The organism is Alphaproteobacteria bacterium, from assembly GCA_019635875.1.
In the GTDB taxonomy this organism is placed as follows: domain Bacteria; phylum Pseudomonadota; class Alphaproteobacteria; order Reyranellales; family Reyranellaceae; genus JAFAZJ01.
Genome location: JAHBYP010000002.1, coordinates 78,132 through 93,257 on the forward strand (window position 1 = coordinate 78,132; position 15,126 = coordinate 93,257).

The 15,126-nt window shown below is 68.4% G+C and carries 17 protein-coding genes; 4 read left to right on the forward strand and 13 right to left on the reverse strand.

Annotated features, from left to right (window positions below; genetic code table 11):
- Nucleotides 1-5: 5 nt before the first annotated feature.
- The 4 genes from ccoP to ccoN are packed head-to-tail and all read right to left on the reverse strand — an operon-like array spanning nt 6 to nt 3,298.
- Nucleotides 6-863, reverse strand: a complete 858-nt coding sequence (ccoP, locus tag KF889_06425; protein MBX3499063.1) for a cytochrome-c oxidase, cbb3-type subunit III — start codon at nt 861-863, stop codon at nt 6-8.
- Nucleotides 853-1,029, reverse strand: a complete 177-nt coding sequence (locus tag KF889_06430; protein ID MBX3499064.1) for a cbb3-type cytochrome c oxidase subunit 3 — start codon at nt 1,027-1,029, stop codon at nt 853-855. The genes ccoP and KF889_06430 overlap by 11 nt, the downstream gene beginning before the upstream one ends.
- Before the next feature lie 11 nt (nt 1,030-1,040).
- Nucleotides 1,041-1,763: a cytochrome-c oxidase, cbb3-type subunit II gene (gene ccoO / locus KF889_06435; GenBank protein MBX3499065.1), complete on the reverse strand. Its 723-nt coding sequence runs from the start codon at nt 1,761-1,763 to the stop codon at nt 1,041-1,043.
- A 14-nt stretch (nt 1,764-1,777) separates the two neighbouring features.
- Nucleotides 1,778-3,298 (reverse strand): cytochrome-c oxidase, cbb3-type subunit I, encoded by a 1,521-nt coding sequence (gene ccoN / locus KF889_06440; protein ID MBX3499066.1) that lies wholly within the window; start codon nt 3,296-3,298, stop codon nt 1,778-1,780.
- A 125-nt stretch (nt 3,299-3,423) separates the two neighbouring features.
- On the opposite strand from ccoN, the gene KF889_06445 reads away from it, so the two are divergent.
- On the forward strand, nt 3,424-4,221 hold the full coding sequence (locus KF889_06445; GenBank protein ID MBX3499067.1) for a DUF2189 domain-containing protein: 798 nt from the start codon (nt 3,424-3,426) through the stop codon (nt 4,219-4,221).
- Here the strand turns inward: KF889_06445 and KF889_06450 are convergent, their stop codons facing one another.
- Genes KF889_06450 through KF889_06460 form a run of 3 tightly spaced genes read right to left on the reverse strand, consistent with a single transcriptional unit; the run spans nt 4,222 to nt 6,827 of the window.
- Complete coding sequence (locus tag KF889_06450) at nt 4,222-5,277, reverse strand: EamA family transporter (protein ID MBX3499068.1); 1,056 nt, start codon at nt 5,275-5,277, stop codon at nt 4,222-4,224. It lies immediately after the preceding gene.
- Nucleotides 5,278-5,310: 33 nt separating this feature from the next.
- The gene (locus tag KF889_06455) at nt 5,311-6,069 is read right to left on the reverse strand and encodes a CPBP family intramembrane metalloprotease (protein MBX3499069.1); all 759 of its coding nucleotides are present in this window, start codon (nt 6,067-6,069) and stop codon (nt 5,311-5,313) included.
- 35 nt (nt 6,070-6,104) lie between these two features.
- Complete coding sequence (locus KF889_06460; protein ID MBX3499070.1) at nt 6,105-6,827, reverse strand: sulfite exporter TauE/SafE family protein; 723 nt, start codon at nt 6,825-6,827, stop codon at nt 6,105-6,107.
- Between the two features lie 142 nt (nt 6,828-6,969).
- Between KF889_06460 and KF889_06465 the strand changes: the two genes are divergently transcribed.
- Nucleotides 6,970-7,260 carry a hypothetical protein gene (locus tag KF889_06465; protein ID MBX3499071.1) on the forward strand — a complete coding sequence of 97 codons (291 nt, stop codon included), beginning with the start codon at nt 6,970-6,972 and terminating at the stop codon, nt 7,258-7,260.
- Nucleotides 7,261-7,277: 17 nt separating this feature from the next.
- Here the strand turns inward: KF889_06465 and KF889_06470 are convergent, their stop codons facing one another.
- Together KF889_06470 and KF889_06475 are read right to left on the reverse strand one after the other, a co-directional pair.
- Nucleotides 7,278-8,645, reverse strand: coding sequence for an MBL fold metallo-hydrolase (locus KF889_06470; GenBank protein MBX3499072.1), 1,368 nt, complete (start codon nt 8,643-8,645; stop codon nt 7,278-7,280).
- Between the two features lie 67 nt (nt 8,646-8,712).
- Nucleotides 8,713-9,201, reverse strand: coding sequence for an Hsp20/alpha crystallin family protein (locus KF889_06475; protein ID MBX3499073.1), 489 nt, complete (start codon nt 9,199-9,201; stop codon nt 8,713-8,715).
- 144 nt (nt 9,202-9,345) lie between these two features.
- Between KF889_06475 and KF889_06480 the strand changes: the two genes are divergently transcribed.
- Entirely contained in the window at nt 9,346-9,735 is a 390-nt protein-coding gene (locus KF889_06480; protein MBX3499074.1) for a translational machinery protein, read from the forward strand.
- Between the two features lie 22 nt (nt 9,736-9,757).
- Here KF889_06480 and KF889_06485 read toward each other — a convergent pair whose 3' ends face one another.
- From KF889_06485 to KF889_06500, 4 genes are all read right to left on the reverse strand, one after another.
- Complete coding sequence (locus KF889_06485) at nt 9,758-10,099, reverse strand: hypothetical protein (GenBank protein MBX3499075.1); 342 nt, start codon at nt 10,097-10,099, stop codon at nt 9,758-9,760.
- A 101-nt stretch (nt 10,100-10,200) separates the two neighbouring features.
- Nucleotides 10,201-11,073 (reverse strand): Crp/Fnr family transcriptional regulator, encoded by an 873-nt coding sequence (locus tag KF889_06490; GenBank protein MBX3499076.1) that lies wholly within the window; start codon nt 11,071-11,073, stop codon nt 10,201-10,203.
- Between the two features lie 2 nt (nt 11,074-11,075).
- Entirely contained in the window at nt 11,076-11,495 is a 420-nt protein-coding gene (locus tag KF889_06495) for a hypothetical protein (protein ID MBX3499077.1), read from the reverse strand.
- A 69-nt stretch (nt 11,496-11,564) separates the two neighbouring features.
- Nucleotides 11,565-13,145, reverse strand: a complete 1,581-nt coding sequence (locus tag KF889_06500; GenBank protein MBX3499078.1) for an AAA family ATPase — start codon at nt 13,143-13,145, stop codon at nt 11,565-11,567.
- A gap of 161 nt (nt 13,146-13,306) precedes the next feature.
- Here KF889_06500 and ftsH point away from each other — a divergent pair, with 161 nt between their 5' ends.
- Nucleotides 13,307-15,124, forward strand: a complete 1,818-nt coding sequence (gene ftsH / locus KF889_06505; GenBank protein ID MBX3499079.1) for an ATP-dependent zinc metalloprotease FtsH — start codon at nt 13,307-13,309, stop codon at nt 15,122-15,124.
- Nucleotides 15,125-15,126: the final 2 nt, after the last annotated feature.

Here is a 15,126-nt window from a genome sequence, read left to right on the forward strand (position 1 = left end):
CCGGCCTACTTGCCGCCGCCCAGGCCGTGCACGTACAGCGTCAGCATCTTGATGGTCGCCTCGTCAAGGCGGCCCTCCCAGTGCGGCATGGCGCCGGCGCGGGCGGCGAAGACGCTGTCGCGGATCGCCGCGCGCGTGCCGCCATAGAGCCAGATCTGGTCGTTGAGCGCCGGCGCGCCGAGCTCGCGGTTGCCCGAGCCGTCGTTCTGGTGGCAGGCGGCGCATTGCTCGACGAAGAGCGGCGCGCCGCGCGCGGCTCTGGCCGCATCGTGCGGCTGGCGCGACAGCGCCAGCACGTGCTCGACCACATCGTCGATCTGCGCCGGGCTCAGCATGCCGTCGGCGCCGAAGCGCGGCATCATCGAGAGGCGCGACTTGTCGTGCTCGCCGCGGATGCCGTAGCGGATGGTTTGCTCGATATCGGCCAGCGTGCCGCCCCAGATCCATTCGTCGTCGGCGAGGTTGGGAAAGCCGCGCGCGCCGGCGCCGCCCGTCTGGTGGCAGGCGGCGCAGTTGTTGTTGAAGGCGGCGCGGCCGCCGGTGCGGGCGAAGGCCAGCAGCTGCGGATCCTTGCGCACCTCCTCGATCGAGAGCGCGCGGATGCGGTCGACCATCGGCGCCTGCGCCTCGGTCGCCGCCTTCACGGTCTCGACGAGATCCTGGCGATTCGTGTGCTTCAGCAGGCCGTCGATCCCCGGGATCGACGGATAGAGCACGCTCCAGACGACGGCGAAGAGGATCGTGGCGTAGAAGGTGTAGAGCCACCAGCTCGGCAGCGGCGTGTTGAGTTCCTTGATGCCGTCCCATTCGTGACCGGTCGTCGACCGGCCGGTGACAGGATCGCGTTCGAATTCAGCGGCCATGGCGCGCGGCTCCTTCGGCCGGATCGTCGTTGAGCGGGATGCGCGCGGTCTCCTCGTACTGGGCGCGGCGTTTGGGCAGCAGCGCGGAGATCACCACGAGGGCGAATACGGCGAAGAACCACACCGTCCACAGCGAGCGCAGATAAGGAACGTAGTCGGCAAGCATGGCTGCCTCCGTCACTGCTTGAGATGCTCGGGCTTGACGTCAGAGAAGCGCACCAGCGTGCCGAGCATCTGCAGGTAGGCGATCAGCGCGTCCATCTCGGTGAGGTGGGCGATGTTGCCATCGAAATTGCCGACGACGGCCTTGGGGTAGCGCTTGAGCAGCCCCGCGGTGTCGGCGTCGGGATTGGCCTGCGCCTCGAGGTCGGCGCGGGCGTTGGCCAGCATTTCCTCGGTATAGGGCACGCCGACCGCGCGGTTCGTCTTGAGGTGCCTGACGATGTCGCCGGCTTTCAACCGGCGCATCAGGAACGGGTAGCCGGGCATGATCGATTCCGGCACCACCGAGCGCGGCGCGATGAGATGCGCCATGTGCCACTCGTGCGAGTAGCGGCCGCCGACGCGTGCGAGATCCGGCCCGGTGCGCTTGGAGCCCCACTGGAACGGATGGTCGTACATGCTCTCGGCCGCCAGGCTGTAGTGGCCGTAGCGCTCGTACTCGTCGCGGAACGGGCGGATCTGCTGGCTGTGGCAGAGATAGCAGCCCTCGCGGATGTAGATGTTGCGGCCGGCGAGCTCGAGCGGCGTGTAGGGCCGCACGCCCTTCACCCGCTCGATGGTGGTCTCGACGGTGAACAGCGGCACGATCTCGGCGATGCCGCCGATGGTCACCGTCAGGAACGACAGCACGAGCAGCAGGACCGAGTTGCGCTCGATCAGGCCGTGGTTGAAACGCATCGTCGCCTCCCCCTTCAGGCCGCGGCGGCCACGGCGAGACGGACGGGCTTCTCCGCCTTCTCGCCCGAGGTGACGGTGCGCCAGAGGTTGTAGATCATGATCAGGGCGCCGGTGAGGAACAGCACGCCGCCCAGCGCGCGGATGAAGTAGAAGGGCTTCATCGCCTCGACCGTCTCGATGAACGAATACTGTAGGAAGCCGAGCTCGTCGTAGGCACGCCACATCAGGCCCTGCATGATGCCGCTGACCCACATCGCGGTGATGTAGAGCACGATGCCGAGCGTCGCCGTCCAGAAGTGCCAGGCGACCAGGGCGCGCGAGTAGATTTCCTTGCGGCCCCACAGGACGGGCACGAGGTAGTACAGCACACCGAAGGTGATGAAGGCGTTCCAGCCCAGCGCTCCGGAATGCACGTGACCGATGGTCCAGTCGGTGTAATGGCTGAGCCCGTTGACCTGCTTGATCGACATCATCGGCCCCTCGAAGGTCGACATGCCGTAGAAGCCGACCGAGGTGACCGTGAAACGCAGCGAAGGATCGGTGCGCAGCTTGTCCCAGGCGCCTGACAGCGTCATGAGGCCGTTGATCATGCCGCCCCAGGACGGCATCCACAGCATCACCGAGAACACCATGCCGAGCGACTGCGCCCAGTCGGGCAGCGCGGTGTAGTGCAGGTGGTGCGGGCCGGCCCAGATGTAGAGGAAGATCAGGGCCCAGAAATGGATGATCGACAGCCGGTAGGAATAGACCGGCCGGTTCGCCGCCTTGGGGATGAAGTAGTACATCATGCCCAGGAAGCCGGCGGTGAGGAAGAAGCCGACGGCGTTATGGCCGTACCACCACTGCGTCATCGCATCCTGCACGCCGGCCCAGACGATGTAGCTCTTGGCGCCGAAGACCGACACCGGCACGGCGGCGTTGTTGACGATGTGCAGCATCGCCACGGTGACGATGAAGGACAGCAGGAACCAGTTGGCGACGTAGATGTGGCGCTCGCGCCGCTTCATGAGGGTGCCCAGGAAGACGATCAGGTAGACCACCCAGACCACGGTCAGCAGCAGGTCGACGTACCATTCGGGCTCGGCGTACTCCTTGCTCTGGGTGACGCCCATCAGATAGCCGGTGGCGGCCATCACGATGAAAAGCTGGTAGCCCCAGAAGATGAACCAGCCGGCCGGCTCACCGCCGAACAGCCTGGTGTGGCAGGTGCGCTGCACGATGTAGAGCGAGGAGCCGATCAGCGCCGTGCCGCCGAAGGCGAAGATCGCCGCCGAGGTGTGCAGCGGGCGCAGCCGGCCGAAGGTCGTCCACTCCAGGTCGAGGTTGAGCTGCGGGATCGCCAGCTGCAGGGCAATCAGCACGCCGACCGCAAAAGCCGCAACGCCCCAGAAGCAGGTCGCAATGACGAAGGCTCGGATGACGTTCTCGACCTGGTCCTCCTCGCCCGCCACGCGAACGAGGCCCCGCACGGCGGTGCCGGGTCGCGCGGTGGTCAGGGCGGAATGCGGGGCGCTGGGTGCTTCGGCAACGGACATCGGCGCGTCTTCCTCGGCGGGTCGGACGCCGCTCACTCGCATGCCGGGGCGTCGGGCTCATTGATCCGGATCAAGGCGCGGGCGAAGGAGCCGCCGCAGGTTGCCGGCCATACGAGGAGACGCCCATGTCGGACCCGACCGTGGCCGAGGAGGCCCCACCAGCCGCGCGCGCGATCCGCGGCGCGCCGCCCGAGGCGGTCTGGCGCTGGCTCGAGAAGGGCTGGCAGGACTTCCGCCGCGCACCCACCGTCGGCCTTGCCTATGGTCTGGGCGCCGTGGCGCTGAGCTACGCGGTCTGCTTCGGCCTGGTCCTGGGCGGCAAGGCCGAGCTGTTGCTGCCGGCGACCGGCGGCTTCTTCATGCTGGCGCCCATGATCGTCAGCGGCCTCTACGACGTCAGCCGTCGCCTTGAGGCCGGCCAGCCCGTCTCGCTGTGGGCGGCGCTGTTCGCCTGGCGCTCGTCGGGCCAGATCCTGCTGATGGGCGGCGTGCTGCTGTTCCTGCACATCGTCTGGATCCGGTTGGCGTTGCTGCTGTCGGCGCTCTTCCTGCACGGCGCCAACCCGGGCCTGGAGGGCCTGGTGCCGCTGATCCTCGGCTCGGGTCGCGGCCTGGCGCTGCTGGTCGTCGGCACCATCGTGGGCGGCGGGCTGGCGCTTCTCAGCTTCTACATCAGCGCCGTGTCGCTGCCGTTGATCGTCGACCGCGACGTCTCGGTGCCCGTCGCGATCGCGCGCAGTATCAACACGGTCAACGAGAACATCCACGCCATGGGCCTGTGGGCGGCGCTGATCGTAGTCTTCGCCGGCATCGGCATCGCCACGGCCTTCATCGGCCTCGCGATCATCGTTCCGGTGCTGGCGCACGCCACCTGGCACGCCTATCGCGAACTGGTGCCGCGTGGCAACCGACCCGCTGGCTAGCTAGTGTCGGTGTTGATGATGCATGTCGGGAGCGTGCTCATGTGAGTGCCGCAAGCGCGCGTGTCGGTGCGCATGTGCGTGCGGCTCTCCCGGCGGGTCGCCGGGAATGTGCTCGTGCCGATGGTGCTCGTCGTGAACATGGGCATGGTCGTGCTCCATCGGCTCGTGCACGTGCTCGTGCACATGATGCTCGGTCACGTGCAGCCACACGCCGACACCCATCAGCACACCGGCGGCAAGAAGCTGCAGCGACAGGCTCTCGCCCAGGACGGCCAGCGACGCGATGGCACCGAGGAATGGCGCGGTCGAGAAGTACGCACCCGTGCGCGCCGCACCGAGATGGCGCAAGGCGACGACAAACAGCGCCAGGCTGATTCCATAGCCGAGGAAGCCGACGATTCCAGCCATCGCGGACAGCTCGACCGCCGGCAGGGAGCCGCCAGCCGCCAGCCCCACCGCGACGTTCATCGGCCCGGCCACGAGTCCCTTGAGCTCGACGATGCGCAATGGATCGGACAGTGAAACCTTGCGGGTCAGGTTGTTGTCGATACCCCATGCCAGGCACGCGCCAACGATCGCCAGCGGTCCCCAGGCGTTCGACAGCGACGGCTCGCCGCTCCACGACAGCACCAGCGCGCCGGCCACAAGACAGCCCATGCCGAGCGCAATGCGGCGGTCGAAATGCTCGCGGAAGATGAACCAGGCGATCAGCGCGGTGGCCACGCCCTCTAGGGTCAGCAGCAGCGATGCCGCAGCCGCCTCGGTGCGCGACAATCCCAGCATCAGCAGGATCGGCCCCAGGACGCCACCCGCCCCGATCGCACCCGCGAGCCAGGGCAGGTCCCGTCGAGAGAGGCTGGCCTCCGTCGCCTTCGCACTGCCACGGCGGCGATTGCGCAGCACACGCAGCACGGCAACGCCGCCACCTGCCCCACCATAGAGCAGGCCGGCGAGGATGAACGGATCGACACTGCCCAGGAGCAGCTTGGTCGCCGGAGTCGAGATGCCGAACAGGGCCGCGGCGACCAGGGCGTAGACGATAGCGGCGCGGTTCATGACACAGCGATGTGGCGAGCCCGAAGGCGTCCGTCAATCGCGGTCACGACCGACCCGCCTGATCAGCAGCACATCGAGGGCGATCAGCAGCAGGAGCGCGAGGGCAGCCAGCGCCAGAAGTGGTCCCTGAGGCGACGCCATCCGGTGAAGCTGGCCACTGGTGGCAAGGGAGTCAGCCACGCCAATCGTCGCAAGGAAGTTGTGGAAGATGATCGTCGCGTAGATGTCCCGCGACACGAGGAAGACGACGCTGGTCAGCAGGCCGACGGCCGACAGGAAGGCAACCATGATGACCGAGTCGAAAGGCGGACTGTGGCCGAAGTGGTAGAGCCCGAAGAAGGCGCTCGCGACGATTCCCGCCACGGCGCCGGCACGCCATTGCGGTGCACCGAGCGCGGGCCTGAGGAGCCCGCCGATGAGCGACCAGCACACCAGCGCTTCGGCGATGGAGACGGGCAGGACCTGAGCAAACACGTTGGCGATCACGATCGGGTCCCATGACGGCGCACCGCGCGCTGCAAAGGCCAGAATCCCGGCTGCCGCGCCGAGTGCCAGCCACGAAAATGATGGTGAACTTGCGCCGTACCCGGCATCGTCGAGGCTGCCAGTACCCGAGCGCACCGCGATCGCCAGCACGATGGCCGTGCAGAGGGTTCCGATCAGCAGGTTCGCGACTGCCGCATAGATCAGCCGATCCACAACGGCATCGGGCCGCAGCAAGGTGCGCGGCCGCCCTTCCAGCAGCCATGTCGCAGCCATCCACAGCAGGAACAGCACCAGTGCCGCGCCCATGGCCCGCGCATGCCGGTGGACCGTCAGCCTGGAACTCAATGCGCCAGCCAAACGCCGAGTGCGGCGAGGTTGAGCGCCAGCAGCGGCCAGGTCAGGCGGCGCAGGCGCTCGCGCCAGCGGCGAGCGACCACCGCGCTGGCGCCGCTGAGCAGCGACAGCGGCAGCGCCGTCCCCAGCGCGAAGCTGGCCATGGCCAGCGCGCCTTGGAGCGCGCCGCCGGCGCTGACCGAAGCGGTGAGCGCGGCCAGGACCAGGCCGCATGGCAGGAAGCCCAGGCCGAGACCCATCGTCAGGTCGCCGAGGAAACCGGGTGCCGGCGCCAGACGGGTCACACGTCGGGCAAGCCATTCGCCGCCCGGCAGATGCAGGCGCGCGGGTCCGCCGATCATCCCCAGCACCAGCAGGAGCGCGGCGGCGCCGACGAAGAGCCCGCGCGACCAATCGAGCTCGCTGACCCGGGCGAAGCCTTCCGCCGCGCCGCCGGCCACTGCGCCAAAGCCGGCATATGTGAGCATACGGCCCAGGTGATAGCCCGGCAGCAGGGCCACGCGCAGTCGCGCCCATAGGCTGTTCTGCTGCGCACCGAGCAGACTCGCGACGCCGAGCGCGCGCGACAGGACGAAGGGACCGCACATCCCCAAGCAGTGTGTCGCACCGCCGACCAATCCAGTAACGAGCAATGCGACGTAGAGGGCCGTCTCCGGCGGCAGGCCAGCCAGCAACGCGGCAAGATCCCAGCCATGGTCGCGCTCGTGCATGGCACAGTTGAAGCGAAGCGAGCCGGCGCCTCATTGATCCAGGTCAATCGCATCGCGGCACCTGCGCGTTATCTGCATGCAATCAAGAACGTTCGCGCCGGAATCCCTCGATCGCGCCGTTCGGGGAAGAACGGAGAGGCGCGTGGACGCCTATATGCCGAGGACGATCGTGATCCGCGAGGCCGACGAATGGTCGAACGGCAAGGGCGGCTCCTTCGTGTTTCACCTGATCTACGCGTTCGCGCCGATGGGCCATGACTTGGCGGCCGACCCGCCGCGACTGCCAACCGGCACGAGGCCGACCGGCGAGTGGCGCGCCTATCTGCTGTTGTCCGACGAGCGGAGCGAGATCGTCACCGGCTGGGGATTGCTTCGCGACGAGATCGAGCCCGTGCTGCGCGCCTGGCTGCGCCTGCGTGGCCTGCTCAGCTGATCACCGGCATCCTGACCTCAGTTCAGCGGCTGAGCTTGGCCTTCGTTCGGCACGACGCAGCGCCAGCCCAGCTCCTGCCTGATGCGCGCGGCGAGGGCGGCCGAAGCCTGCTCCTCGCCATGGACGATGAAGGTGCGGCGCGGTGGCCGGCGAAAGCCACCGAGCCATCGCATGATCTCGCCCGCGTCGGCGTGCGCCGACAGCATCGGCAGCTCGTCGATCTCGGCGCGGATTGGAACGAGCTGACCGTACATCTTCACTTCCATCGCGCCCGCCAGCAGCGCCGCCCCGCGCGTGCCCGCGGCCTGGAAGCCCGCGAACAGGACGGTGGTGCGCGGGTCGGGGCCAAAGGCGCGCAGGTGGTGCAGGACTCGTCCGCCGGTGAGCATGCCGCTGGCGGAGATCACGACCTTGGGAATCGCGCTGTGGCTGAGCGCGCGCGACTCCTCCACGGTCTGGACGTAGCGCGCCACCGCCATGGCCTTGCGGCAATCGCCCGGCGACAGGCGGTGGTCTTCGGGGTGTCGCTGCAGGATGTCGCCGGCGTCTGTCGCCATCGGGCTGTCGAGGTAGATCGGCACAAGCGGGATGCGTCCGGCCCGCTTGAGCTTCCAGAACAGGTGGAGCAACTCCTGCGCACGGCCGACCGCGAAGGCCGGAATCAGCATTGTGCCGCCGCGCCCCACGGTGCGCTCGACGATCGCCAGCAAGGCCTCTGCCGGATCGATGCGCGCATGCAGCCGATCGCCATAGGTCGATTCGACCACCAGCTCTTCGCATTCGCCGATCGGCGCCGGATCGGCCATCAGCGGGTCGCCATAGCGTCCGAGGTCGCCGGAGAACGCAATGCGGCGGTGCCCCCACTCGATCTCGGCCGTCGCCGCCCCCAGGATGTGGCCGGCGCGGCGCAGCATGAGCCGGGCACCGAATCCCAGGTCGATCGGCACCGCGAAGTCGATCGGCACCAGCCGCTCGAGCGCGCGCTCGGCGTCCGCCTGATCGTAGAGCGGCAGCGCCGGCCTGTGCTTCGAGAAGCCATGCTTGTTGGCGAAGGCGGCATCGCTTTCCTGGATCTTCGCGCTGTCGAGCAGCAGCAGCCGGCACAGTTCGGCCGTGGCGTGCGTGCAGTAGACCGGGCCACGAAAACCCTCGCGCACCAATTTCGGCAGATAGCCCGAATGGTCGAGATGGGCGTGCGTCAGGACCACGCCGTCGATCGTTTCCGGCGGTACGGCAAACGGCGCCCAGTTCTTCAGCCGCAGTTGCTTGAGGCCCTGAAACAGGCCGCAGTCGATCAAGACGCGCCGGCGCCCTCCGTCCAGCAGGTGACGCGACCCGGTGACGGTTCCCGCGGCGCCCAGACAGGTCAAGGTCAGTGTCGCCATGAGTCCCTGTCGACTAGGCCGGGCCGGACCGCCGCGCCACCTTCCACGAGGGGCGCGGCGCGCCGGATCAGGCCTGCTTGATCTCGATCTGCTTGCCGCGCGGCGCCGGGTTGGTCGCCTTGCCGATCGTCAGCGTCAGCAGGCCCTTGGCAAAGGACGCGGTGATGCCGTTGCGGTCGGCGTCGGCCGGCAGGGAGAAGGACCGGGTGAAGCTGCCGTAGCTGCGCTCGGTATAGTGGGTCTTCTCGTCGGTGCGCTCGACCTTCTTCTCGCCGGTGATGCTCACCACGTCGTCGTTGACCGTTACCTTGACGTCCTTCTCGTCGAGGCCGGGCAATTCCACCGTCAGCGTGTAGTGCCTGTCGTTCTCCTTCACCTCGACATTCGGCATGTGCTCGAAGGCGCGCAGCGCCCGCGGCTCGCCCGTCGCCGGCTCGGGCGACCAGCTGAACGGCCAGCCCTGGCTCATGCGGCTGAAGAGACGATCGATATCGCCGAACGCGCCGAACGGACGCGCCGGAGCGGTGGCGGGGGTCTTCGGAGCAATATTGGCCATCGTAGATCTCCCTCATGGGACTGGATCGGCGGAAGTCGCCGATTTGCTGAGGCTAGGAGCACTCCATCCGGCCCGCCTTGACGCCGATCAAGGCGCGGCATCGCAAGTCGATGCTTGATGATCGTGTTGCATGGAGCAGAATCGATGTCGCATTACCACGCGATCGTCTGGATCGATCACCTTGAGGCCAAGGTGTTCCACTTCACGCCGGCCGACGCCGAGCGGACACGCATCCACTCGCACGCACCGCACCGACACCTGCACCATCGCGCGGGGACGCGCACCGGCAATCGCGCGCCCGACGACCACGAATTCTTCGAGGCGGTAATCGGCGCGCTGCAGGGGGCGAAGGAGTGGATGGTGGTCGGGCCGGGCACGGCGAAGACCGCGTTCGTGACCTATGTCCATGAGCGTCACCCCGCCCAGGCGCCACGCATTGTCCACGTCGAGGCACTGGATCATCCGACCGACGGCGAGCTGGTGCGGTTGGCGCGCAAGCGCGCCGTCGCCGTCGACCGGATGCTGCCGACCTGAGGCCTCGTCCGGCGGCGACGGCTCACCGCGCACAGCGCTGGGCCGCGATCCGCGCGATTCGATCGTACTCGCCGCGAACGCCGTTGGTTTGCACAAATGAGATCGCGAGGCCGTCATTGGCGGTCGGCTGCACATGGAAGACGCCGATCGGATCCTCGCCCTGGCCATGGCCGCGTATGTACATGTTCACGATGGCGTCCCGCCTGGGAGGTGGCGACACCTTTGGCCAGGCACGAAAGCCCGGCGGCATCTGCCGCATCAGGCACTGCGCGACGTCGTCATGCGTGCGTCCGAAAGCCGTAGCCAGCGGCGCTCCCTGTGCCATGGCGGCGAAGGGCAGACCAAGCGAGAGCGCGATCAGCATCAGTCGGCGAAATATCACCATGCCCCCCTCGATGCAGTGCTCGCGCATCATTAGGGGTGGGTGGGCTGTCCCGCCTTGACCGGAATCAAGCGCCGTCGGGACTATCGACCGTCGGCGATCTCGCGCAGGGTCGCCATGGCAAGGATGCGCACCACGCCGACACTCGCCATCTCGATCACGCCAAGCCGCACAAGACTGGTGAGAGTGCGACTGACCGTCTCGATGGTGAGGCCCAGATAGTCGGCGATGGCCGCCCGCTTCATCGGCAGCTGGACGGGATTGGCCGGCACACGGCGCACCGTGGCGCGGTCGGCGAGCTGCAGGAGGAAGCTGGCGACCCGCTCGCGCGCCGTCTTGCGGCCCAGCAGCAGCATCTGGGCGTGCGCCGACGACAGCTCGTCCACCGTCATGCGCAGCAGGCGCGTGCGCAACTCCGGATGCTCCTCAAGATGGGCTTCGAAGCGGGACCGCGCGAAGCGGCAGGCCTCGACGTCGGTGATGGCCTCGGCGCCGCAGGTGTTGACGGTCCGCGAGGCCAGCCCGACGAAATCGCCGGCAAACAGGAAGCCGGTGGTCTGGCGCCTGCCATCGGGCAGCCCCTTGTGCAAACCGATCACGCCGCTCGTGAGGCTGAAGACCCAGTCGGCCGGCGCGCCCTCGTCGCAGATCGTCTGGCCGGCGCTGAACCGGACATGGCTCGACAAGGCGGCGAAGTCCCTCAGGTCGTGTTGGTCCAGAACGCCGCATATGGCCTGATCGCGCGCCTGGCACACGGCGCAGTGCGGCGGCAGCGCCTGGGCGCGACGGTCCGGGATCTCGCAGTATCGTCGTAGTCCTTGCAGCTGCGCCACGCGTCCGGCCCTTCTTCCGACGGCCTCCACGGCCCTTCGAAAGCCAGTTTGCCTTCCGCGAACAGCTGGCGTTTGATCTGGATCAAATGAGCGGTGGCCAAATGCCGCGCTGTGTCCACCCATGTCTAGGCGGCTGACGGGCGTTCGCCGGTGCGCGGATCCTTGCCGATGAGCGGCACGACGCGAACGACCCTGAATGACTGGAACGCGCCGTGGCTGTCACGCAGGCGCACGAGCTCGCCGACCTCGAAGCAGTGCTCGTCGAGGCCGCAAGCGTCCTCGTCGTCACCGCAGGGGCTGATGTCGTAGTCGATCGCCCACATGCCGCGCCCCTTGCGACCGGAACGGTACACCAGCTGCCCATAGCGATGCGGCTCGCCCGGCGCGAATCGTGCGACACGGCAATGACCGTGCCGTGCCCGCAGTTCGCTGGCATCGAGGTAGCCTTCGCGATCGAGGGGCGCCGTGATCTCGTATCCGTAGTCGCTGCGGCCCTGCGGCTCCTGCGGCGTGGGTCCGAGACGAAGCGATATGCGACACAGCATGGTTTCGCACCCCCATGTGAAAGAACAGGAAATGCTCGCACCGGGATCGCGGCCCGGCATTGATCTGTGTCAGGCTGCGGCACGCAGCGCGAGGCGGGCGCGCTCGAGCACGGCGACCCGGTCGCCGGCGGCATCGATGCGGCACCAGTCGATGTCGCCGCTCGCGCGGCCGACCTGCAGCGCCACGGTGTCGGCCCTGGCGTCCGAGGCGTCGCGCGCGCGCCGCTCGACGCGCGCAACCAGCGTATCGACAGGCGCGTCGAGCCACAGGCCGGCGAAGCCGGCGCCCAGCCGCGCCGCCAGCGCGCGCAGCGCATCGCGCTCCTCCGGGCGCTGGTGCACGGCATCGACGACCACGCTGTAACCCGCGGCGAGCGCGAGCGCAGCCTGCCGGCGAAGCGTCGTGTAGACCCTGTCGCTGGCCTGCGCATCGTAGGCCGCACCGGGCAGGCGATCGAACTCGTTCACGCCCCACAGACGCTTGCGTACGACATCGCTGCGCAGATGGACCGCGCCCGGCAGGCAGCCGATCTCCGCCGCCAGACGCGCCGACACCGTGCTCTTGCCCGTACCGGACAATCCGCCAACGGCGACCAGCCGTGGCTCGGCCGGCACCAGCGCGCGCCCGGCCAGCGCGAGGTAGCGTCCGGCGGCCTCGCATGCGGCCTTGCGCCCGGCGTCGTCGAGGTGCGCCAGGCCCGCGGCGAGCACCTTGGCGCGGATCGCGGCGCGCACACTGATGAACAGCGGCAGGGCCGCCAGACCGCTCAGCTGGCGCTCGTCGCCCCAACCCGTCAGGTAGCGGTTGAAGAAGAAGCTCGCCTCGTAGCCCAGATCGCGCTCGATCAGGTCCATCAGCAGGAACGCCACGTCGTAGAGCACGTCGATGGTTGCCAGCGCCTCGCTGAACTCCAGCGCGTCGAACAGGGCCGGCCGTTCACCCAGCATCACCATGTTGCGCAGATGCAGATCGCCGTGGCAGCGGCGCACCAGCCCCGCCTGCGCCCGCTCCGCCAGCGCGGGCGCGAGGCGAATGATGGCATCACGCGACCGGCGGCCCAGGGCGCTGACGCGGTGCGGCGCAAACAGCTCCGGCGACTCGGCGAGGCTCTCGGTATTGCCGTCGATGATCGCGCGCAGATCGGCGGCGACGTCGATGCCCGAGCGCCGCTCGGCGCGCGCCTGCGAGTCGACCACCGCGTCGGCCATCCGTTCGAGCATGTCCTGCGTCAGGCCGCCCCGCTCGGCGATGCGGTCCAGGGTGCGGCTTTCGTCGAAACGCCGCATGTGCACAGCCCATTCCACCACGTCGCCCGGCCCGCCCAGGAACAACGCTCCGTCCCGGCGTACGATCGGGATGGTGTCGAGATAGATCTCCGGCGCGTTCGGGCGATTGATCCGCAGTTCCGCCTCGCAGGCCTCCCGTCGCCTGGCCAGGGTCGAGAGATCCATGAACGGGAACTTCACGGCCCGCTTGACCTTGTAGGCGTGCTCGCCGGCGAGAAAGACGATGGCGCCATGCGTGTCGATGCGCGTGACGCCGGTCGTGCCCGCATGGGTCGACGGATTCGCGAGGAAGACCAGCACTTCGTCCTGGTCCTCGACGACGTGCGCGGTCGACGGGTGAGGATTTCCCTGCACGGCGAGCATGCGCGACTCCTCGAACTCGCGGAGGCTGGGCCGCACGCTATCCGCGGCGGCCGGCCGATCATTGAGCCAGATCAAGACAATGGCGTGGCGATTGATCCATCTCATGCCGGACGGCGTCGCCGGCAGGCATCCTGCGCCATTCGCCGGATCAGGGGCCGCGCATGCGCAAGGATCAACATCTGGGGTTCTGGCTGGCCGTGGCCATGGTCTTGGCCATGCTGTTCGTGCGCGACTACTGGCAACGCCAGCTGCGCGTCGATCACATCGCCTTCAGCGAATTTCTGACCCTGCTCGAGGCCGGCCGCGTCGCCGAGGTGGTCGTGGGCGACACATCCGTGCGCGGCACCATCGCCAATCCGGCCCCCAACGAGAAGCCGGAGTTCGTCGCCGAGAGGCTGCCGATCGACGTGGCCGCTTTCCTCGACCGCTACAAGGTGCGCTATCGCGCCGAGCCGGATTCTGGCTGGCTCAGGAGCATCCTGTCCTGGGTCCTGCCGACGGCGCTGTTCGCCTTCATCTGGATCATGGTGATGCGCCGGATGCAGGGCAGCGGCGGGCTGCTGGCGATCGGCAAGAGCAAGGCGCGCGTCTACATCGAGAAGAGCACCGGGGTGGATTTCAGCGACGTCGCCGGCGTCGACGAGGCCAAGGACGAGCTCAAGGAGATCGTCGACTTCCTCAAGGATCCCAAGCGCAACAGCCGTCTCGGCGCGCGCCTGCCGCGCGGCATCCTGCTGGTCGGCCCGCCCGGCACCGGCAAGACCCTGCTGGCGCGCGCGTTGGCGGGCGAGGCCGGTGTGCCGTTCTTCTCGATCTCCGGCGCCGAGTTCGTCGAGATGTTCGTCGGCGTCGGCGCGGCGCGGGTGCGCGATCTGTTCGAGCAGGCCCGCGCCCATGCGCCCTGCATCATCTTCATCGACGAGCTCGACGCGCTGGGCCGCGCCCGCGGCAGCTTCGCCCTGGGTGGCCACGACGAGAAGGAGCAGACGCTGAACCAGCTCCTGTCCGAGCTCGACGGCTTCGATTCGCGATCGGGCATCGTTCTGCTGGCGGCCACCAACCGGCCGGAGATCCTCGATCCAGCGCTGCTCCGCGCCGGCCGCTTCGACCGCCAGGTCCTCGTCGACCGCCCGGACAAGAAGGGGCGTATCGAGGTGCTCAAGGTGCATGTGCGCAAGATCCGCCTGGCCGCCGATCTCGATCTAGCGCAGATCGCCGCGCTCACCCCGGGCTTCACCGGGGCCGACCTCGCCAACCTCGTCAACGAGGCGGCGCTGCTGGCGACGCGGCGCGACGCGACCGACGTGACGCTCGACGACTTCACGCGGGCGATCGAGCGTATCGTCGCCGGCCTGGAGAAGCGCAACCGCATCCTCAATCCGCAGGAGCGCCGCACCATCGCGGTGCACGAGGTCGGCCACGCGCTGGTTGCCATGACGCTGCCGGGCACGGACGCGGTGCAAAAGATCTCGATCATTCCCCGCGGCATCGGCGCGCTGGGCTATACCATCCAGCGGCCCACGGAGGATCGCTTCCTGATGGACCAGAGCGAGCTCGAGACCAAGCTTGCCGTGCTGCTCGGCGGCCGCGCCGCCGAGATGCTGCGATTCGCCTCGGTGTCGACCGGCGCCGCCGACGATCTGCGCAAGGCCACCGACATCGCCCGCAGCATGGTCGCGCGCTTCGGCATGGTGCCGGAGCTCGGCGTCGTGGCCTACGACATCGAGGCCGCGCCGCTGCTGTCGCCGCTGCAGACCATGCCCGTGCCGCGCTGGTACAGCGAAGCCACCGCGGCGCGCATTGATGCCGCCGTTCAACGCATCATCGGCAATGCGCTGGATCGCGCCCGCACCGTTCTCGCCGCGCATGCCGCGCTGCTCGACTCCACGGTCGAGACGCTGCTGGAGCGCGAGACCATGGGCCCGGCCGAGCTCGAGCCGCTGGCCCGTCTCGTCGCCCGGCCGAAGGCGGCCGCCTGACC

What these genes read in the sequence shown, in the direction of transcription:
- ccoP (MBX3499063.1), bottom strand. Translation starts at nt 863, where the DNA reads ATGGCCGCTGAATTCGAACGCGATCCTGTCACCGGCCGGTCGACGACC.
- KF889_06430 (MBX3499064.1), bottom strand. Translation starts at nt 1,029, where the DNA reads ATGCTTGCCGACTACGTTCCTTATCTGCGCTCGCTGTGGACGGTGTGG.
- ccoO (MBX3499065.1), bottom strand. Translation starts at nt 1,763, where the DNA reads ATGCGTTTCAACCACGGCCTGATCGAGCGCAACTCGGTCCTGCTGCTC.
- ccoN (MBX3499066.1), bottom strand. Translation starts at nt 3,298, where the DNA reads ATGTCCGTTGCCGAAGCACCCAGCGCCCCGCATTCCGCCCTGACCACC.
- KF889_06445 (MBX3499067.1), top strand. Translation starts at nt 3,424, where the DNA reads ATGTCGGACCCGACCGTGGCCGAGGAGGCCCCACCAGCCGCGCGCGCG.
- KF889_06450 (MBX3499068.1), bottom strand. Translation starts at nt 5,277, where the DNA reads ATGAACCGCGCCGCTATCGTCTACGCCCTGGTCGCCGCGGCCCTGTTC.
- KF889_06455 (MBX3499069.1), bottom strand. Translation starts at nt 6,069, where the DNA reads ATGGGCGCGGCACTGGTGCTGTTCCTGCTGTGGATGGCTGCGACATGG.
- KF889_06460 (MBX3499070.1), bottom strand. Translation starts at nt 6,827, where the DNA reads ATGCACGAGCGCGACCATGGCTGGGATCTTGCCGCGTTGCTGGCTGGC.
- KF889_06470 (MBX3499072.1), bottom strand. Translation starts at nt 8,645, where the DNA reads ATGGCGACACTGACCTTGACCTGTCTGGGCGCCGCGGGAACCGTCACC.
- KF889_06475 (MBX3499073.1), bottom strand. Translation starts at nt 9,201, where the DNA reads ATGGCCAATATTGCTCCGAAGACCCCCGCCACCGCTCCGGCGCGTCCG.
- KF889_06480 (MBX3499074.1), top strand. Translation starts at nt 9,346, where the DNA reads ATGTCGCATTACCACGCGATCGTCTGGATCGATCACCTTGAGGCCAAG.
- KF889_06485 (MBX3499075.1), bottom strand. Translation starts at nt 10,099, where the DNA reads ATGCTGATCGCGCTCTCGCTTGGTCTGCCCTTCGCCGCCATGGCACAG.
- KF889_06490 (MBX3499076.1), bottom strand. Translation starts at nt 11,073, where the DNA reads ATGGGTGGACACAGCGCGGCATTTGGCCACCGCTCATTTGATCCAGAT.
- KF889_06495 (MBX3499077.1), bottom strand. Translation starts at nt 11,495, where the DNA reads ATGCTGTGTCGCATATCGCTTCGTCTCGGACCCACGCCGCAGGAGCCG.
- KF889_06500 (MBX3499078.1), bottom strand. Translation starts at nt 13,145, where the DNA reads ATGCTCGCCGTGCAGGGAAATCCTCACCCGTCGACCGCGCACGTCGTC.
- ftsH (MBX3499079.1), top strand. Translation starts at nt 13,307, where the DNA reads ATGCGCAAGGATCAACATCTGGGGTTCTGGCTGGCCGTGGCCATGGTC.